At 53.5% G+C, this 15,879-nt stretch carries 16 protein-coding genes; 8 read left to right on the forward strand and 8 right to left on the reverse strand.

Annotation, left to right across the window (positions count from 1 at the left end; translation table 11 throughout):
* Window positions 1-53 precede the first annotated feature (53 nt).
* Window positions 54-998 (reverse strand): ABC transporter ATP-binding protein, encoded by a 945-nt coding sequence (locus AB6B37_RS01190; RefSeq protein ID WP_371397066.1) that lies wholly within the window; start codon window positions 996-998, stop codon window positions 54-56.
* Between the two features lie 91 nt (window positions 999-1,089).
* Here AB6B37_RS01190 and AB6B37_RS01195 point away from each other — a divergent pair, with 91 nt between their 5' ends.
* A complete protein-coding gene (locus AB6B37_RS01195; protein WP_371397067.1) occupies window positions 1,090-1,293 on the forward strand; it encodes a zinc-finger domain-containing protein in 204 nt (67 codons plus the stop codon).
* Between the two features lie 24 nt (window positions 1,294-1,317).
* On the opposite strand, the gene AB6B37_RS01200 is transcribed toward AB6B37_RS01195, so the two are convergent.
* The gene (locus tag AB6B37_RS01200) at window positions 1,318-2,283 is read right to left on the reverse strand and encodes a TonB family protein (protein WP_371397068.1); all 966 of its coding nucleotides are present in this window, start codon (window positions 2,281-2,283) and stop codon (window positions 1,318-1,320) included.
* A gap of 157 nt (window positions 2,284-2,440) precedes the next feature.
* On the opposite strand from AB6B37_RS01200, the gene polA reads away from it, so the two are divergent.
* The 4 genes from polA to ribD all read left to right on the forward strand — a co-directional run bounded on the left by polA (window position 2,441) and on the right by ribD (window position 7,217).
* On the forward strand, window positions 2,441-5,323 hold the full coding sequence (polA, locus tag AB6B37_RS01205) for a DNA polymerase I (protein ID WP_371397069.1): 2,883 nt from the start codon (window positions 2,441-2,443) through the stop codon (window positions 5,321-5,323).
* A 96-nt stretch (window positions 5,324-5,419) separates the two neighbouring features.
* Window positions 5,420-5,953: a hypothetical protein gene (locus AB6B37_RS01210; protein WP_371397070.1), complete on the forward strand. Its 534-nt coding sequence runs from the start codon at window positions 5,420-5,422 to the stop codon at window positions 5,951-5,953.
* 83 nt (window positions 5,954-6,036) lie between these two features.
* Window positions 6,037-6,774 carry a 2,3-diphosphoglycerate-dependent phosphoglycerate mutase gene (gene gpmA, locus AB6B37_RS01215; RefSeq protein ID WP_371397071.1) on the forward strand — a complete coding sequence of 246 codons (738 nt, stop codon included), beginning with the start codon at window positions 6,037-6,039 and terminating at the stop codon, window positions 6,772-6,774.
* Window positions 6,775-6,779: 5 nt separating this feature from the next.
* The gene (gene ribD / locus AB6B37_RS01220) at window positions 6,780-7,217 is read left to right on the forward strand and encodes a bifunctional diaminohydroxyphosphoribosylaminopyrimidine deaminase/5-amino-6-(5-phosphoribosylamino)uracil reductase RibD (protein ID WP_371397072.1); all 438 of its coding nucleotides are present in this window, start codon (window positions 6,780-6,782) and stop codon (window positions 7,215-7,217) included.
* A gap of 41 nt (window positions 7,218-7,258) precedes the next feature.
* On the opposite strand, the gene AB6B37_RS01225 is transcribed toward ribD, so the two are convergent.
* The 4 genes from AB6B37_RS01225 to AB6B37_RS01240 form a co-directional block, all read right to left on the reverse strand.
* Window positions 7,259-7,663, reverse strand: a complete 405-nt coding sequence (locus AB6B37_RS01225) for a glycine zipper family protein (protein WP_371397073.1) — start codon at window positions 7,661-7,663, stop codon at window positions 7,259-7,261.
* An 89-nt stretch (window positions 7,664-7,752) separates the two neighbouring features.
* Window positions 7,753-8,562 carry an acyl-CoA thioesterase gene (locus AB6B37_RS01230; protein WP_371397074.1) on the reverse strand — a complete coding sequence of 270 codons (810 nt, stop codon included), beginning with the start codon at window positions 8,560-8,562 and terminating at the stop codon, window positions 7,753-7,755.
* Between the two features lie 71 nt (window positions 8,563-8,633).
* Entirely contained in the window at window positions 8,634-9,848 is a 1,215-nt protein-coding gene (locus AB6B37_RS01235) for a M24 family metallopeptidase (RefSeq protein WP_371397075.1), read from the reverse strand.
* On the reverse strand, window positions 9,848-10,534 hold the full coding sequence (locus tag AB6B37_RS01240; RefSeq protein ID WP_371397076.1) for an MBL fold metallo-hydrolase: 687 nt from the start codon (window positions 10,532-10,534) through the stop codon (window positions 9,848-9,850). The genes AB6B37_RS01235 and AB6B37_RS01240 overlap by 1 nt, the downstream gene beginning before the upstream one ends.
* A gap of 424 nt (window positions 10,535-10,958) precedes the next feature.
* Between AB6B37_RS01240 and AB6B37_RS01245 the strand changes: the two genes are divergently transcribed.
* Entirely contained in the window at window positions 10,959-12,101 is a 1,143-nt protein-coding gene (locus AB6B37_RS01245; protein WP_371397077.1) for a DUF2336 domain-containing protein, read from the forward strand.
* A gap of 12 nt (window positions 12,102-12,113) precedes the next feature.
* On the opposite strand, the gene AB6B37_RS01250 is transcribed toward AB6B37_RS01245, so the two are convergent.
* Both AB6B37_RS01250 and AB6B37_RS01255 read right to left on the reverse strand, forming a co-directional pair.
* A complete protein-coding gene (locus AB6B37_RS01250; protein WP_371397078.1) occupies window positions 12,114-12,893 on the reverse strand; it encodes an NAD kinase in 780 nt (259 codons plus the stop codon).
* 82 nt (window positions 12,894-12,975) lie between these two features.
* Window positions 12,976-13,464 (reverse strand): cytochrome c family protein, encoded by a 489-nt coding sequence (locus AB6B37_RS01255; protein ID WP_371397080.1) that lies wholly within the window; start codon window positions 13,462-13,464, stop codon window positions 12,976-12,978.
* 137 nt (window positions 13,465-13,601) lie between these two features.
* Here AB6B37_RS01255 and AB6B37_RS01260 point away from each other — a divergent pair, with 137 nt between their 5' ends.
* Window positions 13,602-13,898, forward strand: a complete 297-nt coding sequence (locus tag AB6B37_RS01260) for a hypothetical protein (RefSeq protein ID WP_371397081.1) — start codon at window positions 13,602-13,604, stop codon at window positions 13,896-13,898.
* A 221-nt stretch (window positions 13,899-14,119) separates the two neighbouring features.
* Entirely contained in the window at window positions 14,120-15,874 is a 1,755-nt protein-coding gene (locus tag AB6B37_RS01265) for an acyl-CoA dehydrogenase (protein WP_371397082.1), read from the forward strand.
* Window positions 15,875-15,879: the final 5 nt, after the last annotated feature.

The following is a 15,879-nucleotide window of genomic DNA, read 5'->3' on the forward strand; positions in this document are numbered from 1 at the left end:
GCTGACCCCATTTGCCCTATCATGAGCGAAAGAGGTCAGTTTTCAAAGGAAATTTAAGTCCCGCTATCATATGTGAGGGACATAAACACATCTTCCAAATCAGGTTCTTCGGTCTTGAGGTCCGTAATCGATAGTCCCGCGGCTTTAACTTTGGCCAGCATGTCTGTGATGGAGTCTGTGCCGCTGCGGTAATTGATAGAGATAACGCCTTTATCATTTATCTGCGCGTCGAGCCCGCTAAGCGTCTTGGGTAGCGCCGTGATGGGTGTCGTCGGCGTGATGACCAGCGTGCGTTTATCAAGGCGCGATAACATCGTATCTTTGTCGTCATTGGCGACAACTTCGCCTTGATGGATGATCGCGATACGGTCACAAAGCGTTTCGGCTTCTTCCAAATAATGGGTCGTGAGGATGATGGTCGTCCCGCGCTTGTGAAGCTCCACCACATAATCCCAAAGCTGGCGTCGTAGTTCAATGTCAACGCCCGCTGTCGGTTCATCCAAGATTAGAACAGGCGGATTATGCACCAGCGCTTTGCCAATCAGAAGCCTGCGTTTCATCCCGCCTGATAACTGCCGCACATAGGCGTCGCGCTTATCAAACAAGCCGAGCGCGTGCAGAATTTCATCAGAGCGCCGCTCTGATTTAGGCACGCCGTAATATCCCGCTTGCAGCTCTAGCGCTTGATAGGGTGTGAAGAACACATCCATGGCAATTTCTTGCGGCACAACACCAATAGAGGCGCGGGCTTGGCGGGTCTGTTGGGCGATATCATAGCCGCAGATTTTGGCGCTGCCCGATGATTTCGTGACAAGCCCAGCAAGGATATTAATCAGAGTGGATTTCCCCGCCCCATTAGGCCCGAGCAGCCCGAAGATAGAGCCGCGCGGCACAACCAAATCCACACCTTTTAGCGCTTCTTTGGCGGGGGATTTGCGCGATGCTTTATAGGTCTTTGTCAGGCCTTTAATCTCTATGGCGGGGGATGTGTCTGACATAAATCGGCTTCTTGCGGTTTGGATAATTGACGCGATAGTCATGCCCCGCTATGGGGTCATAAGAACTGCTTTCATAGGACAAGAGCCTCTAATGTCAAACCCCATCAATCCGTCAAATTCTTCCTCTGATGACGTCGTCATTGTGACGCGAACCCGTGTGGCGTGTGACGGCGGGGGCGGGGCGCTGGGTCATCCCAAAGTTTGGCTTGATATGGGGCAAGATACACAAGTCGAATGTAAATATTGCGACCGTCTCTTTAAGCTTGACCCAAAAGCGGCTGACACCGCGCATTAGAGCTTTACGCCTGACGCGGGACCGTTAATCACTCATTTGAAAACGGTAGCGTTTGACAATTCCCGTTGCAGGGCTTGCCTCTCCATTCACGACATAGGGTTCATAGCGTGTCCGCATGGCTGCCCGTTCTGCGGCGCGGATGAAATCCCGTTCATAGCGCGGGCTGTCGCTATCCACCGCAATCAACTCGGTTTCCTTAACACGGCCCCGTTTATCAATACTCAGGCTAAGCTCGACAACCGCTTCGATGCCGCGGCGTTGCGCGCGTGATGGATAGCGGGGTGTTACGTTACGCGTAATCTCTGGCACATAGGCTTGGGGGGTTGGCCGCGGGGCAGGGCGGATGGGCTGCGGTCTTGGCGCGACGGGACGCGGCGTGACGACCTTTGGGCCGCCGACCATGACGCGGTCATTTATGGTCTTGGGAATAGCGCTCGGCGTGTCTTTTAAATTCCGGTCAGGTCGCGGCACGTCATTATCCAATTGCTTTCGCAAAGCCGCTAGCTCCGCCTCGCGACTGCCTAAATAGGCGCGCCCCCATTCCGCCTCATAAGCTTGTATAGCCGCGAGTTTTTCTGGCGTGGACAGGGCGGGATCATATTGCGCGTCCAGCACTTTGGCCCAACTTTTCGTTTCATGTTGAGTGAGCGTGAGCAGTTGCGCAGCCACTGCCGTCTGGCGCGGACTTTCGGGATAAGTTGTCTGAAAATCTTTCAGCCTTGCCCTGCGCAGTGCTGCTGATGGTTCTGTGATGGCCATGTGGTAGCTCGCGCGTTCAGCTTTGACCGCCGTGGGCTGGGGCGGTTTTGTTGTGCCGCCGGGACGACCAAAGATAACCACAACGGCGAGTACCAAAACAGCGGCGATGACGCATTTCCACATAAAGGCCCGACGCTCTGATAATTCCAGCGCCTCCTCTATGTCTATTTCGTCTTGGTCATCGACCGATTGATACATGCCGCCCATACTCTTTTGACTGTCTGTCCCCATGCGTTGTTACGCAGCTTACAATAAGGCGTGTATTGCGGTAAATATAGGCCAAATTTAGGCCAAATCATAAAGGCGTGCGAAGTTGTTGACAGGCCCGTCCTATTGCCCCCTTGAATTTGTCGCGCTCGCCCCGCAAAACACGGGTCAAGGAGCCTCTATGTCAGCCGATTCTAACCCGCATAATAACGTCCCATGCCCCCATCCAGAACCCGTGGATAAAGACAGCCATGTCGTGCTGGTCGATGGGTCGGGCTATATTTTTCGGGCGTATCACGCCTTGCCGCCGCTGACCCGTAAAACAGACCGCTTGCCCATTGGCGCGGTGCACGGCTTTTCTAATATGCTGTTTAAGCTATTGCGCGAGCAAACCGACGCCGCGAGGCCCACCCATTTTGCTGTCATCTTTGATGCCTCTGGCACGACATTTCGTAACGAGATTTATGATGCCTATAAAGCCAATCGCAGCGAGACGCCCGAAGACCTCATCCCGCAATTTCCGCTGACCCGCGAAGCAACGCGAGCGTTTGGCGCTCAAAGCATAGAAATGACAGGATTTGAGGCCGACGACCTTATCGCGACCTATGCGCGGCAAGCCGAGGCCAAAGGCGCAAGGGTCACGATAATTAGTTCCGATAAAGACTTAATGCAGCTGGTCTCTGACCGCGTGCAAATGCTTGATACGATGAAAAACCGCGCCATTGGTATTCCCGAAGTGCAGGACAAATTTGGCGTGGGGCCTGACAAGGTTATTGATATCCAAAGCCTTGCGGGGGACAGTGTTGACAATGTTCCCGGTGTGCCGGGTATTGGCGTGAAAACGGCGGCGCTGCTGATTAATGAATATGGTGATCTTGATACGCTGCTTGCCCGCGCCGGCGAGATTAAGCAAAATAAGCGGCGTGAAAACCTGATTGAATTTGCAGAGCAAGCGCGGATTTCGCGTGACCTTGTGACGTTAAAAACGGACATTAATGTCGAGGTGCCGCTTTCCGATTTGGCCTGTTGTGATCCTGAGCCTGACGTTTTGTTTGAGTTTTTAGACCGTATGACCTTTCGAACATTGACCAATCGTGTGCGCGCAGCAATTGGCGCGGGTGATGATGACGGGCTGCGGGGGAATGATACTGTTGTATCAGCCCCACTCCCTGGAGCTGATCCGAGGCCTGCCATGGCCGAGACCCCCGCCAATGTCGTGTTTGACAAAGACAAATATGAATGTGTGCAGGACATAGAGCGGCTCACCCATTGGATAGAGCGCGCCTACGCCACAGGCATTGTTGCGGTGGATCTGGAAACAGACGGGCTGGACAGTCGGGCGGCCAATATGGTCGGCGTGTGTCTGGCGGTAGACGATAATGAGGCGTGCTATATCCCGCTCGCCCATGTCGGCGCGGACGGCGGTGATATGTTTGGCGGGGCGGCCCCCAAACAAATTCCGATGGACGCGGCATTAAGCGCGTTAAAACCCATGTTGGAAGACAAAACTATTCTAAAGGTCGGGCAGAATTTCAAATATGATTTAGGCGTTTTCGCCCGCCACGATATTCACCCCGCGCCCTATGACGATACCATGCTGATGAGCTACGCACTTTATGCAGGGCTAGAGAGCCACGGTATGGACGCGATGAGCGAGCGCGTGTTTGGCCATAGTCCGATTAGTTTCAAAGACATTGCCGGTACAGGGAAAGCACAAAAAACCTTTGACCAAATCGCACTGTCTGAAGCCACGCCCTATGCGGCGGAAGACGCGGACGTCACGCTGCGCCTGTATAAATTTTATAAGCCCAAGCTTGGCCAAGACAGAGTGGCGACGGTTTACGAGACGACCGAGCGCCCGCTGCCCGCTGTTATTGCGATGATGGAAAATAACGGCATCAAAGTTGACCGCGCTGTGCTTGCGCGACTGTCATCGGATTTTGCGCAGAAGATGGCGGGGCTAGAGGACGAGGCAACAGAGCTCGCCGGGGAGAAATTTAATCTCGGCTCGCCCAAACAACTCGGTGAAATTCTCTTTGGTAAAATGGGCTTAGAAGGCGGTAAAAAAACTAAAACTGGCGCGTGGCAAACGGGGGCAGGGGTGCTGGATGATTTGGCCGCGACAGGTGAAAAACTGCCGCAAGTGATTTTGGATTGGCGGCATTACGCCAAGTTAAAATCGACCTATACGGACGCGCTTGTTGCCCAAATTAATCCAAACTCTGGCCGTGTGCATACGTCTTATTCGCTCGCCTCGACCACGACGGGGCGGCTGTCATCCTCTGATCCAAACTTGCAAAATATCCCTATCCGTACAGAAGACGGACGCAAAATTCGCGACGCTTTTATCGCAGAGGCCGGGCATACGCTGGTGGCGGCTGACTATAGCCAGATTGAACTGCGGCTGCTTGCCCATGTCGCGGATTTACCGACGATGAAACAAGCGTTTTCCGACGGTGTGGATATTCATGCCCTCACCGCGAGCGAGATGTTTGGGGTCGCGCTAGCCGATATGGACGCGGCGACACGGCGTCGAGCCAAAGCGATTAATTTTGGAATTATTTACGGTATTTCTGCCTTTGGGCTCGCCAATAATCTGAACATCTCGCGCAGTGAAGCGTCAGATTACATCAAAAGCTATTTTGAGAAATTCCCGGGCATTAAAGCCTATATGGAAGACACAAAATCAGAGGCCCGCCAATACGGCTATGTCACCACTTTATTTGGCCGCAAATGCCACATAAAAGGCATTACTGACCGCAACCAAAATGTGCGCGGCTTTGCTGAACGCCAAGCGATTAACGCCCCTATTCAAGGCGCCGCCGCCGACATTATGCGCCGCGCCATGATCCGTATGCCAGAGGCGATAGCGGATATTCACGGCGCGAAAATGCTCCTGCAAGTCCATGATGAATTGGTTTTTGAAGTGCCCGAAGGTAATGCGGATGACTTAATTAAAATCGCCAAAACCACCATGGAAGGCGCCGCCATGCCAGCGGTCAATATCAGCGTGCCGTTAGTGGTCGATGCCAAAGCCGCGAGCAATTGGAACGACGCGCATTAATAACTGCCTGCAAAACTGAAACCATAAGTGAGCGCGGCGCTCTTGCCTCTTTACGTTACTGTCCCCTAGTCTGTTAGATAACCGCGGGAGAGTATTATGGCCTATCAGATTACGAAGGGGCTCATTGGGACCGTGCTTTTGGGTGCAGTCAGTTCAACGGCCTTCGCCCAAGACAGCCTGTCGCAATTGCGCGGCGATGATTTGTCTGTGCGGGCCTCTGTCGGGTTTTCTATTCCTTTTGGCCATAGCGGGCCAAGCACAGATGAGAGCCAAGCGCGGTTCGGTGTGGGCTTTACGATGGACCGTTACCAGAGCGGCCCGCGAACTGCTGTGCAAAATTTAACCAGTATGAACATCATCGACGTGGGCTTTTTTGAAACAGCAGAGCCGAGCCTTCAAATTTACGGGCAGGAATTTTACCGCCCATTATTTGACCCGCTCTACGCGGATGACACGGACGAGCCGACACCAACAGGGTTGGAAACGCCCATTGATCGGGGGCGCGGCGCGGGGCCGTCTATTTTACTCATCGGCGGTTTGGCCATTGCGGGCAGTTTGGTTCTACTCAACGAATCCGAAGACGCTTTTGAGGATTGCGTCGAGAGCCTTTTCTCATCTGATAGCTGTTAAGCCGTAAGCCAATCCTGCCTTGAATTTGCGCTGATTTACCGCTAGGCCAGCGAGAGTAAATTACGCTCAGTCAAAGGCCAATCATGACAAAACTCGTTCTCGTCCGTCACGGGCAATCGCAATGGAATTTGGAAAACCGTTTTACGGGTTGGGTTGATGTGCCGCTCACCGCGCTGGGCGTGCGCGAGGCGAAAAAGGCGGGTAAACTCTTGACCAAAGAAGGCGTCGAATTTGACATCGCCTTTACCAGCTATCAGCAGCGCGCGATTAAAACATTGTGGTTGTCGCTGGAGGCGATGGAGCAAATGTATATTCCCGTCACCAAAGACTGGCGTTTAAATGAACGTCACTACGGCGGCCTAACGGGGCTGAATAAGCAAGAAACGCGCGAGAAGCACGGCGATGAACAAGTGCATATTTGGCGCCGTAGCTTTGACATACCGCCGCCACAAATCGATGTGGACAGCGAATTCCACCCTAGCCATGAAGCAAAATACGCCGCGATTGATCCCGCGCTATTGCCCACGGGTGAGAGCTTGAAAATCACAACTGAACGCGTGCTGCCTTATTTTGAAGATCAGATCATGCCGTTCATTCGCGCATCGGCGAATACCATTATCTCAGCCCATGGAAATTCTCTGCGGGCGTTGATGAAGCGTTTGTTTGATGTCGACGATGCCGATATTCCCGGGTTTGAATTTCCAACGGGAAATCCGCTTTTGATTGAACTTGAAGACGGCACGACGAATATTATCTCTGCGCGTTATCTGGATAAAAAACGCGCCAAAGAGCTGCCCCCCGTTCCAAAGAAAAAATCGTAAGTTTTATGAAGTCCCATGCCGATTATATGGGCCGCGCGCTCGCGCTCGCATGGGAACATAAAGGTAAAACGGGCGTGAACCCATCAGTGGGCTGCGTGCTTGTGAAAGGCGGTCGGGTCATCGGCGAGGCCGCCACAGCAGAAGGCGGGCGTCCCCACGCCGAAAGCCAAGCGCTCATTATTGCGGGCGCACAAGCGCGGGGCTGTGACGCCTATGTCACACTAGAGCCGTGCAGCCATTACGGACAAACTGCGCCTTGCGCCAATGCATTGATTGACGCGAAAATCGCGCGCTGTTTTATCGCTGTCATTGACCCTGACCCGCGTGTGCATTGGCGCGGCGCGGCGCTGTTACAAGAAGCGGGGATTGACGTGAGGATTGGGCTATGTGCTGATGAGGCCTTTCAGCTGAATGCTGATTTTTTCGCGCGCGTTACGGGTTAGATTTGATAGGACGACAGATTTTATCCTGCCGCCATTGTGATTTAACCGACAACATTGTGGCCGCGGCCCGCCATGCAATTGCGCACAATATCTTTGCGTTCGCCGCGCGCTTCAAAGGCTGTACCAGCCCCGCCAATAGCCCCACCAACCAGCGCCCCAGCGAGAGCGTTTTCCGCGTCATCACCCGGTTCAAATAAACCTATGATACCGCCAAGCGCAGCGCCTATAAGGGCATCATTTTTCGTATCAGCATTAATGTAATTGCGTTGTTTCGCCAGTGCCTGACAGCCTTGTAAATCTGCGCTGTAGGTTGCCCCAATGGGGCCGTCGATAATAGGATTATAATTGGCCCCACTGCCCGCGCAGGCGCTCAGCCCGAAGGCAGCCGTTGCGGCCAATGCAATCGGACGCATTTTGAGTTTATAGTTTTCTTTTAACCTGAGCATGATTTGGGACATCTCCGTTATGTGATACGCCTTAAAGCCTAGTAGGCTGTGCGGTCTTTCGGTAGACTTACAGTTCGATGACATTACGGTTAGATAAAAATCGCTACCATCTGCATGCCCTCACAGACAAGCTCGCCGTCGTAGTTATAAATCCGCATCACTTGACTGCTATAGCCATTTTGCGCGGCGGATAATGATGTTTCGACTTGCCACCAGCCGTCGGTTGTTTTGGGCGCATCGACCAGAAAGTTCAGCAAGAAATTCACAGAACTTACGGGCCCCATTTTTTTAAACATGGGCAGCGCGGCGGGCGGCAGTACATCTGATAAGGTCATGAGCGACGCGATGCCTTCGCGCGAGTTCACATCCGAATGGCGGCTCCAGGCGCGGATATAGCCTCTATCTGCGCCGCTCATCGGACGGGCGCCATCGATAAGCTTTGTTTCAAAGCGTAGGAAAAACTTCGGCACAATGGGTTCTGCGATTTTGGGCGTGAAGCGTTTGCAATCCTGCGGCTTTGGCGCGTCTATTATGGGATAATCCACGGTCAAATCGGATTTGCGTGTGACGCCAAATGTAAAGACAATATCGGCAGCGGTACCCTTGTCCGTCGTTGCCACGACTTTGACGGTTGTGACATTGCGGCCTTTTCGCAGGACGGTGGCGGTAAATGTCGCGCGGTCGTCAACGGGGCCGATGAAATTAATATTGGCACTGCGCAGCGGCGGCAGGTCGGAGACGCTTTTCTGGCACGCGGCAAGAGCCAATCCAGAGGTCAGGCCGCCGTAGGCTGTGCGTCCCTGTTTCCATGCAGGCAGTATGTCCACGTTAAATCCGTCGCCATCAGGCGTCATGGAACCTACAATGGCGTCAAAGCCGGGCTGTTTTTTAAATATCATAAAGCTCTTACGCGGGTGAAGTCTGCCAGTTTTGAATGGCGGTCATGCAGTAGGGGTTCATAAGGCGTGTATCAGACGCCCTTAAACGGCTCATCAATACTGTGGCTGGGCTGGGTAAACCAAACGGGACCGTCAGCTGCCATATAAAAATGGTCTTCTAGGCGCACACCAAATTCACCGTATTTGCAAATCATCGGCTCGCTTGAAAAACACATGCCAGGCGCGAGCGGCGTGTCGTCGCCCCAATTAAGGTATGGCCATTCGTGAATATCAAGCCCAATGCCGTGCCCCGTACGGTGGGGCAGGCCGGGTGTTTTATAGCCCGGACCAAAGCCGTCCGCCTCTAGTGATTTTCGTGCGGCAAGGTCGGCGTCACCGCACCGCACTCCGATTTGGGCGGCTTCAAAGGCGGCGATTTGCGCGCGCTTCTCAGCGTCCCAAACTCGGCGTTGCTCTGCGCTTGGGGTGCCAAATACATAAGACCGCGTCATATCAGAGATATAATCATGACACTGACACCCTGTATCAATCAGGACCATATCACCGTCTTCCAACGGTTTATGGTGGCGAACACCATGCGGGTAACTGCTGTCGGGGCCAAAGAGGACAATCTTGAAATAGCTACCTTTGGGCGCGCCGACCTTGCGGTGGGCGGCGTCTAAAAAGTCGCCAACCTCGGCACTGGTAATGCCTTCGCGCAGCATCGCCGCCGTGGCTTTATGAACGGCCAACGTCATTTCCTTGGCGCGCGTCATTAAGGTGAGTTCGTGCATCGATTTTTGCTGGCGACATGTGCGGGTCACAGCTGTCGCGCTGTCAAATGTCAGGGCGGGCGCAGCTTTCGCAAGGCCGTTGCTAATGAAAAACGGTGTGTCCTCTGATATGCCAACGACGCCGTCATTCATGTCGTGTTCGCTTAAGATTTTCACGGATAAAGCATAGGGACATTCATGTTCTTCCCAGCCGTGGACGGGGCCTTGGACCTCCATGAATTGTTCCAGCGTCCCAATTTCAAAGGTCGGCGCGATAAATTGCGGCGGCCCGCTTTGGACAATGAAAGCCCCGACCATGCGTTCTGATTTTTTCCATTGCATGCCCGTGAAATAACGCAGGTTTGACCCTGCATCCAAATAGATAGCCGATAGACCTTGCTCTGCCATCAACCTTTGCGCTTTTTGGATACGGGATTGATATTCATCCAAAGTAATCGGCGAGGTGCCGCCCGTCATATCGGACAGCTTTGCTAGTTCAATCTCGGCCGTGGAGCCACCTACACCGATTGTCATTACATGACCCCTTTTGTGTTTTGTCCCGCTTTGCCGATTATTCTGTCTGCGACAAAGGCATTATCAATCCGTTCTTGGCCAAAGGTGCTCATCGGGCCGTGGCCGGGGACAAAGCGCATATCGCCGCCCAGCGGCCAAAGCTTTTCTGTGATACTGTCGAGCAAATCTTGGTGATTGCTTTTGGGAAAGTCTGTGCGCCCGATAGAGCCGCGAAAAATCACGTCACCAACAAAGGCAATTTTCATCGTTTGGTTATAAATCACGACATGGCCCGGTGTGTGTCCTGGCGTGTGGGCGACGTGAAATTCGACCCCTGCGAGGCTCAGCACATCGCCGTCTTTTAAGTATCTGTCAGGCACAATATTTTTGCCCATACCGGGATGCCCATATTTCGCCCAATGCGTTTCAATCTCGTCCATCCAAAACTGGTCATCTTTATGGGGGCCAATGACAGGAATATCCAAGGCGGCGCGGATGTCTTCGGCTCCGCCCGCGTGATCCAAATGGCCGTGGGTCAGCCAGATTTGTTCAATCTCCACGCCCAGCGTTTTGGCTTCGTTCATTAATTTATCGGCCTCGCCGCCCGGATCGACCAGCACGCCTTTTTTACTGACTGTGTCAAATAACAGGCTGCAATTTTGTGAAAGCGGTGTCACGGGTAAAATGCGAAGGTCAAGCTGGGCCATAATCTATCCATAAGTTTACGGCCTAGACCTGTGGTTTGAACGACCAAAGGTCAAGACCTTAACGCGGATTAATCAATCGTGCGTGCCCGTTCAGGTCGCGTTCAGGGCGATGTGTTACTTATAGGTCATAGCTTAGTTGCTATCTCTCTCTTTCAAACTTCCTTCATTGGACGGCCCGGTTTATCCGGGTCTTTTTTTGGCTCACGCAAACCTCACAATCTTGTCATGAACTGTTCATAGTAGCGTCACATGGCCATGCCTATAAGAGGATATCTTAGTTTTTCTGAGATATCCCCTTCGAACTGGCGACCACCCGCACGGATAGTGCTGGGGTCGCCCTTTTTCGTTAAAGCCGCCTGTTTTAAACAGCGCGTCGGCTCAAATCTAAACGCCCCGTTTACCATATGCACGCTACATCTGTGTCATGAGCAAAGCGGCCCTATCACAGTTAAGCGAAAACGATATTCGTATGCTCGTGCGTCATCCTGATAATGAGATGCGCGCGATGGCTGCGCAGCGCCTATGCCGCACAGTGCGCGGAGCAGAGCTAAGCGAGGGGGAGCGCGAGATTGCGGGTGAGCTTCTGACCTATATGGCCAAAGACGCAGCCGCCATTGTGCGCCGGGCTTTGGCTGTGACGCTAAAAAATTCGCCGAAGCTGCCGCATGATGTTGCTGTGATGCTGGCCAAGGATATCGACAGCATTGCTGTGCCTGTTCTGAACTTTTCGCCCGTCTTTAATGATGATGACCTTATTGAGGTTCTGAGGTCCAAAGCCGCTGCTAAAGTGGCCGCCATCGCGCGCCGCCCATCTGTCAGCGGCGGTTTGGTGAACGAGATTATACGCTTTGGTGATAGCAAAGCGGTAGCCGTGCTTGCGGCCAATGACGGGGCGGATATTTCGCCCGACCAAGCGGGGGAGATGCTGGCGCGTTACCGCAGTAACGATTTGATCGCAGAAGCTTTCATCCGCCGCCGTGATTTGCCAACCGCTATCATTGAACGCCTCATCACTCATATTAGTGAGGAAGCAGCCCTTGTGCTGACCCGCAAACATGCTGTGCCTGTAGATATTGCCATTGATCTGGCTAATCGCAGCCGTGAACGTGCGACGATTGATTTAATCGACCAAAGCTTTCGTACCCGTGACCTTGCGCTATTTGTTGCGCGGTTAAAGGATGAAGGACGTTTGACGCCCACTTTGATTTTACGCGCGGCAGGATGCGCGCGTATGCGCTTTGTTGAACACGGCCTTGCGGCGCTTGCGGGTATTCGCGTATCCAAGGCCGCCCTGATGGTGCATGACGCTGGCCCTTTTGGGTTAAAAGCGCTCTGTGCGCGGGCAGGACTAACAGACGCCCAAGCTAAATTTGTCCATGCATCAGCGGTCATTTTTCGCGACCTTGAGATGTCAGGTATTAGCTATGACGCAGAATATTTCCAAGAAATGATGATTTTGCGTGTCCTGACGTTGCCGCTTAAATTGTCTGACGCAGATCAGATTTATTTCTTGGAAAAGCTCGATGGCTTGGGTGAAGGCGACATATTTAACGAAGGCTGGGGCTAACACGCGCCAGATTTATGTCGCGAATTGCTCTCGCAGAATTTTCTCATCCAGCGCATGGTCTTCGTCAAATAAGACAGTCAGCGATGTGTCTAGGTCTTGAAACACTTCTACACGCGATACATTGCGGTGTTCGATATTGTCAGCCGTAGCGCTGACGGGGCGTTTTTCACCGTCTAGCACATCAAACACAATCCGCGCATTAGAGCCAATGATCGCACCGCGCCAACGGCGGGGTCGAAAGGCGCTAATGGGGGTGAGCGCCAGGATATCAGATGTCAGCGGCAGCACGGGGCCATGGGCAGATAAATTATAGGCGGTCGAGCCCGCAGGTGTCGCGACCAAAACCCCGTCTGCGATAAGGCGTTCCAGACGCTCTGTGCCGTCCACAGAAATTTTAATATGGGCGGCTTGGCCGGTTTGGCGAAATAGCGAGACCTCATTAAACGCGAGTTCCGTGAATGGCCCACCGGGGGCATCGGCAATCATCTTTAGCGGATGGATAATCGCCGCTTCGGCGTTATTTAACCGCGCGGGTAAATCATCCAGCGCATAATCATTCATTAAAAACCCGATGGTGCCGCGGTTCATACCATAAACAGGCAAACCGCGCCGCACGAGCGGCATATGTGCCGTCAACGTTTCGAGCATAAAACCGTCACCGCCGAGCGCGACGATGGCGTCGGCTTCCGCTGGATCGTGATCGCCGTAACGCTCAATCAGGGCGGTGCGTGCCTCTTTGGCCGAGGGTCTGGAGCTTGCCTTGAACGCAAGTTTTTTAAAGTCTTTAGACATGATATGTCTGGCTTATCATTTGCGCCCCCGCATTCAAGCATTCATTTATCAAGCATTGACTTTGTAAATCACACGATATGCCCTAAGGCGCAGGCGTTGTTTGTGCTTTAATATAGGCCAGTATGGCGTCGCGATCCTCTGCTTTGCGCAGACCCGCAAAGGCCATTTTGCCGCCAGGTAAATATTTACGCGGGTTTTCAAGATAGCCCGACAGCGTTTCGTCATTCCAAACTATATCCATAGATGACATGGCGGCAGAATATTTAAAACCTTCTTTGGATCCCGGTACAGCCCCGTATATTGCCCATAGGTTAGGCCCGACTTTGTGACGCCCGCCTTGCTCAAGCGAATGGCAGCTTTGACAGCGTTTATAAAGCTTTGCTCCGCGTGCCATGGGGTCAACAGCTACGGCAGCGGCTGTTTGTGTTGCGGCTGTCTTTGTTGCGGCTGGTGCAGAGTTTATAGGCGTTGTCTGCGCATCTGGCGTTTCCGCACCGCCGCAGGCTGTTAACGTCAAAACCGCGACTGGCGCCAGACAAAAACCTAAAATTTTCAATGTGTTAGCTTTCATAAGAGTGTCTCTTTAGTCAGAATTCGGCCCAGAAAAGGCTTGCACCTTGCCTGATTTTCTCCAATAATGACGTTAGGAATTCATTAATGCAATGAGTTTCATCAACGCAAAGGTCCAAAAGACCAAAGGGGAAAATTATGGAAAATCTACTACCACTTTTAATTGGGCTCGCGTCTGGTGCAGCGGGCGGTAACGTCGCCGGCAAAGTCATGAACTCTAATATGGGCACGCTTGGTCGTTCCATCACGGGTATCGTTGGCGGCACGGGCCTTGCGGCCTTGGCGCCTATGATTCCAGGTTTGGCAGGGCTATTTGGCGACCCAACTGCGGGTGCTGGTCTTGATATTGGTGCAATTTTGGCAAGCGTTGCCTCTGGCGGCGTTGGTGGCGGCATTTTGACCGCTATTTTGGGCAAGGTTATGGGCGGTAAATAAGCTCACCCACTCTGCGGTTTTGCCGCATTAAATTGATAGACGCATCCAGCCACGCTGGGTGCGTTTTTTTTGGCGGTCGTGTCATATGTCGTGAGCAGGGACGGGCCTTTATTCTGCGTCAATTGGCTCGCATGTCTTGCGGGCTATTTTCTTTTACCCATATGCAATTTGTGGCATAAGGCCGCTAAATTGATGACATGTAATTCTGACCGGACGTTTCTATGACCTATGCCGCCCCTGTTAAAGCTTTTCACTACCTCTTGCGCCACGCCGTCGACGTAGACTCCATTATGGCAACAGATGCCCATAGCGAGGTCAGCCACGACCTTATCTCTGACATCTTAGACGGTGCGGCGAGTTTTACCCAAGACGTGCTCGCGCCGCTCAATTGGACGGGCGACCAAAACCCCGCGCAATTAAACGGCGATGACGTGACGGCGTCGCCCGGCTTTAAAGAGGCTTATGCCCAATTTGCAGAGGCCGGATGGCAGAGCCTACCGATGAGCACCGATATTGGCGGCATGGGATTGCCAAATGCCCTGGCCGCGGCGACGTCGGAAATGATTTACGCGTCCAACATGGCCTTTGGCCTTTGCCCGATGCTGACGTCATCAGCTGTCAAGGCGATTGACGCCCATGCCTCTGATGAGTTGAAAGCCAAATATCTGGACAAAATGGTGACAGGCGAATGGTCGGGCGCGATGGACTTAACAGAGCCGCAAGCTGGGTCCGACCTTGGCCCGCTGACCACCAAAGCCGTCCCCAAGGGTGACGGCAGTTATAGCATTACGGGACAGAAGATTTATATCACCTGGGGCGATCACGATTGCGCGGATAATATTATCCACCTCGTGCTCGCGCGCCTGCCCGACGCGCCTTCCGGATCGCGCGGCATATCGTTATTTCTGTGTCCCAAATATATGGTCGAAGACGACGGCACGCTGGGGGCGCGTAATAGCTTTAAGCCCATTGGGCTGGAGCATAAATTGGGTATCCACGGCAGCCCAACCTGCGTGATGGAATTTGACGGGGCCACAGGCTGGCTCGTCGGCGAAGAAAATCGCGGCCTTGCTTGTATGTTCACGATGATGAACGAAGCGCGGCTTTTCGTGGGTGTGCAAGGTGTCGCGATTGGCGAGCGCGCTTACCAAGCTGCATTGCAATATGCGCATGACCGTGTGCAAGGCAAAGTGATTAACGGTGAGGCGGGTGCGCCGATCATCGGTCACCCTGATGTGCGGCGTATGCTGATTGATATGAAATCCCGCCTGATGGGCGCGCGCGCCATTTGCATGGCGACAGCGGCGGCCTCTGATATGGCGGCCTGTGCGGCGGACCCGGATGCGCGCAAAGCCGCCCATGCCCGCGAAGCCTTGCTAACCCCGATTGCCAAAGCCTATTCTACAGATCTTGGCGTCGAAGTGGCCTCTATCGGGGTGCAAGTGCACGGCGGTATGGGCTTTGTCGAAGAAACAGGCGCAGCGCAACATTACCGCGACGCCCGTATTGCGCCGATTTACGAAGGCACGAACGGTATCCAAGCGCTCGACCTCATCGGGCGTAAACTGCGCCGTGACGGCGGCGAAGCAATGCAGAGCTTAATCGCGGAACTTGTCTCTATTCACACTATGGTTAAAGACGGCGACGTTGCGCAGCTATGTGAACCCGCGCTGCGTGACGGCGTTGAGACGCTGAAAACGGCCACAGATATCATGCTCAACGCATCAGAGATCGACGCCATGGCGGCGGCCTCTGATTACCTCGCCTTGGTCGGTGATGTGGTCGCAGGGGCATATTTGATTAAAGCCGCCGTCAAAGGCAAAGCGGCGGGCGACAGCCTCGCAGATAATATGCAAGCGCTCGCTAATTATCACGCCCTATCCGTCATGCCCCGCGCTGGCGCACGCCTCGATATCATCCGCAAAGGCGCCGATGTCGTGTTTGATTTCCCCGTGGGACAATTGGCGGATTTGTAGGAGGA

It is taken from the genome of Fretibacter rubidus, assembly GCF_041429785.1.
GTDB lineage: Bacteria > Pseudomonadota > Alphaproteobacteria > Caulobacterales > Maricaulaceae > Fretibacter > Fretibacter rubidus.

Bases quoted from the DNA above. Each gene is read 5' to 3' on its own strand.
- AB6B37_RS01190 (WP_371397066.1), bottom strand. From the start codon at position 998: ATGTCAGACACATCCCCCGCCATAGAGATTAAAGGCCTGACAAAGACC.
- AB6B37_RS01195 (WP_371397067.1), top strand. From the start codon at position 1,090: ATGTCAAACCCCATCAATCCGTCAAATTCTTCCTCTGATGACGTCGTC.
- AB6B37_RS01200 (WP_371397068.1), bottom strand. From the start codon at position 2,283: ATGGGGACAGACAGTCAAAAGAGTATGGGCGGCATGTATCAATCGGTC.
- polA (WP_371397069.1), top strand. From the start codon at position 2,441: ATGTCAGCCGATTCTAACCCGCATAATAACGTCCCATGCCCCCATCCA.
- AB6B37_RS01210 (WP_371397070.1), top strand. From the start codon at position 5,420: ATGGCCTATCAGATTACGAAGGGGCTCATTGGGACCGTGCTTTTGGGT.
- gpmA (WP_371397071.1), top strand. From the start codon at position 6,037: ATGACAAAACTCGTTCTCGTCCGTCACGGGCAATCGCAATGGAATTTG.
- ribD (WP_371397072.1), top strand. From the start codon at position 6,780: ATGAAGTCCCATGCCGATTATATGGGCCGCGCGCTCGCGCTCGCATGG.
- AB6B37_RS01225 (WP_371397073.1), bottom strand. From the start codon at position 7,663: ATGCTCAGGTTAAAAGAAAACTATAAACTCAAAATGCGTCCGATTGCA.
- AB6B37_RS01230 (WP_371397074.1), bottom strand. From the start codon at position 8,562: ATGATATTTAAAAAACAGCCCGGCTTTGACGCCATTGTAGGTTCCATG.
- AB6B37_RS01235 (WP_371397075.1), bottom strand. From the start codon at position 9,848: ATGACAATCGGTGTAGGTGGCTCCACGGCCGAGATTGAACTAGCAAAG.
- AB6B37_RS01240 (WP_371397076.1), bottom strand. From the start codon at position 10,534: ATGGCCCAGCTTGACCTTCGCATTTTACCCGTGACACCGCTTTCACAA.
- AB6B37_RS01245 (WP_371397077.1), top strand. From the start codon at position 10,959: ATGAGCAAAGCGGCCCTATCACAGTTAAGCGAAAACGATATTCGTATG.
- AB6B37_RS01250 (WP_371397078.1), bottom strand. From the start codon at position 12,893: ATGTCTAAAGACTTTAAAAAACTTGCGTTCAAGGCAAGCTCCAGACCC.
- AB6B37_RS01255 (WP_371397080.1), bottom strand. From the start codon at position 13,464: ATGAAAGCTAACACATTGAAAATTTTAGGTTTTTGTCTGGCGCCAGTC.
- AB6B37_RS01260 (WP_371397081.1), top strand. From the start codon at position 13,602: ATGGAAAATCTACTACCACTTTTAATTGGGCTCGCGTCTGGTGCAGCG.
- AB6B37_RS01265 (WP_371397082.1), top strand. From the start codon at position 14,120: ATGACCTATGCCGCCCCTGTTAAAGCTTTTCACTACCTCTTGCGCCAC.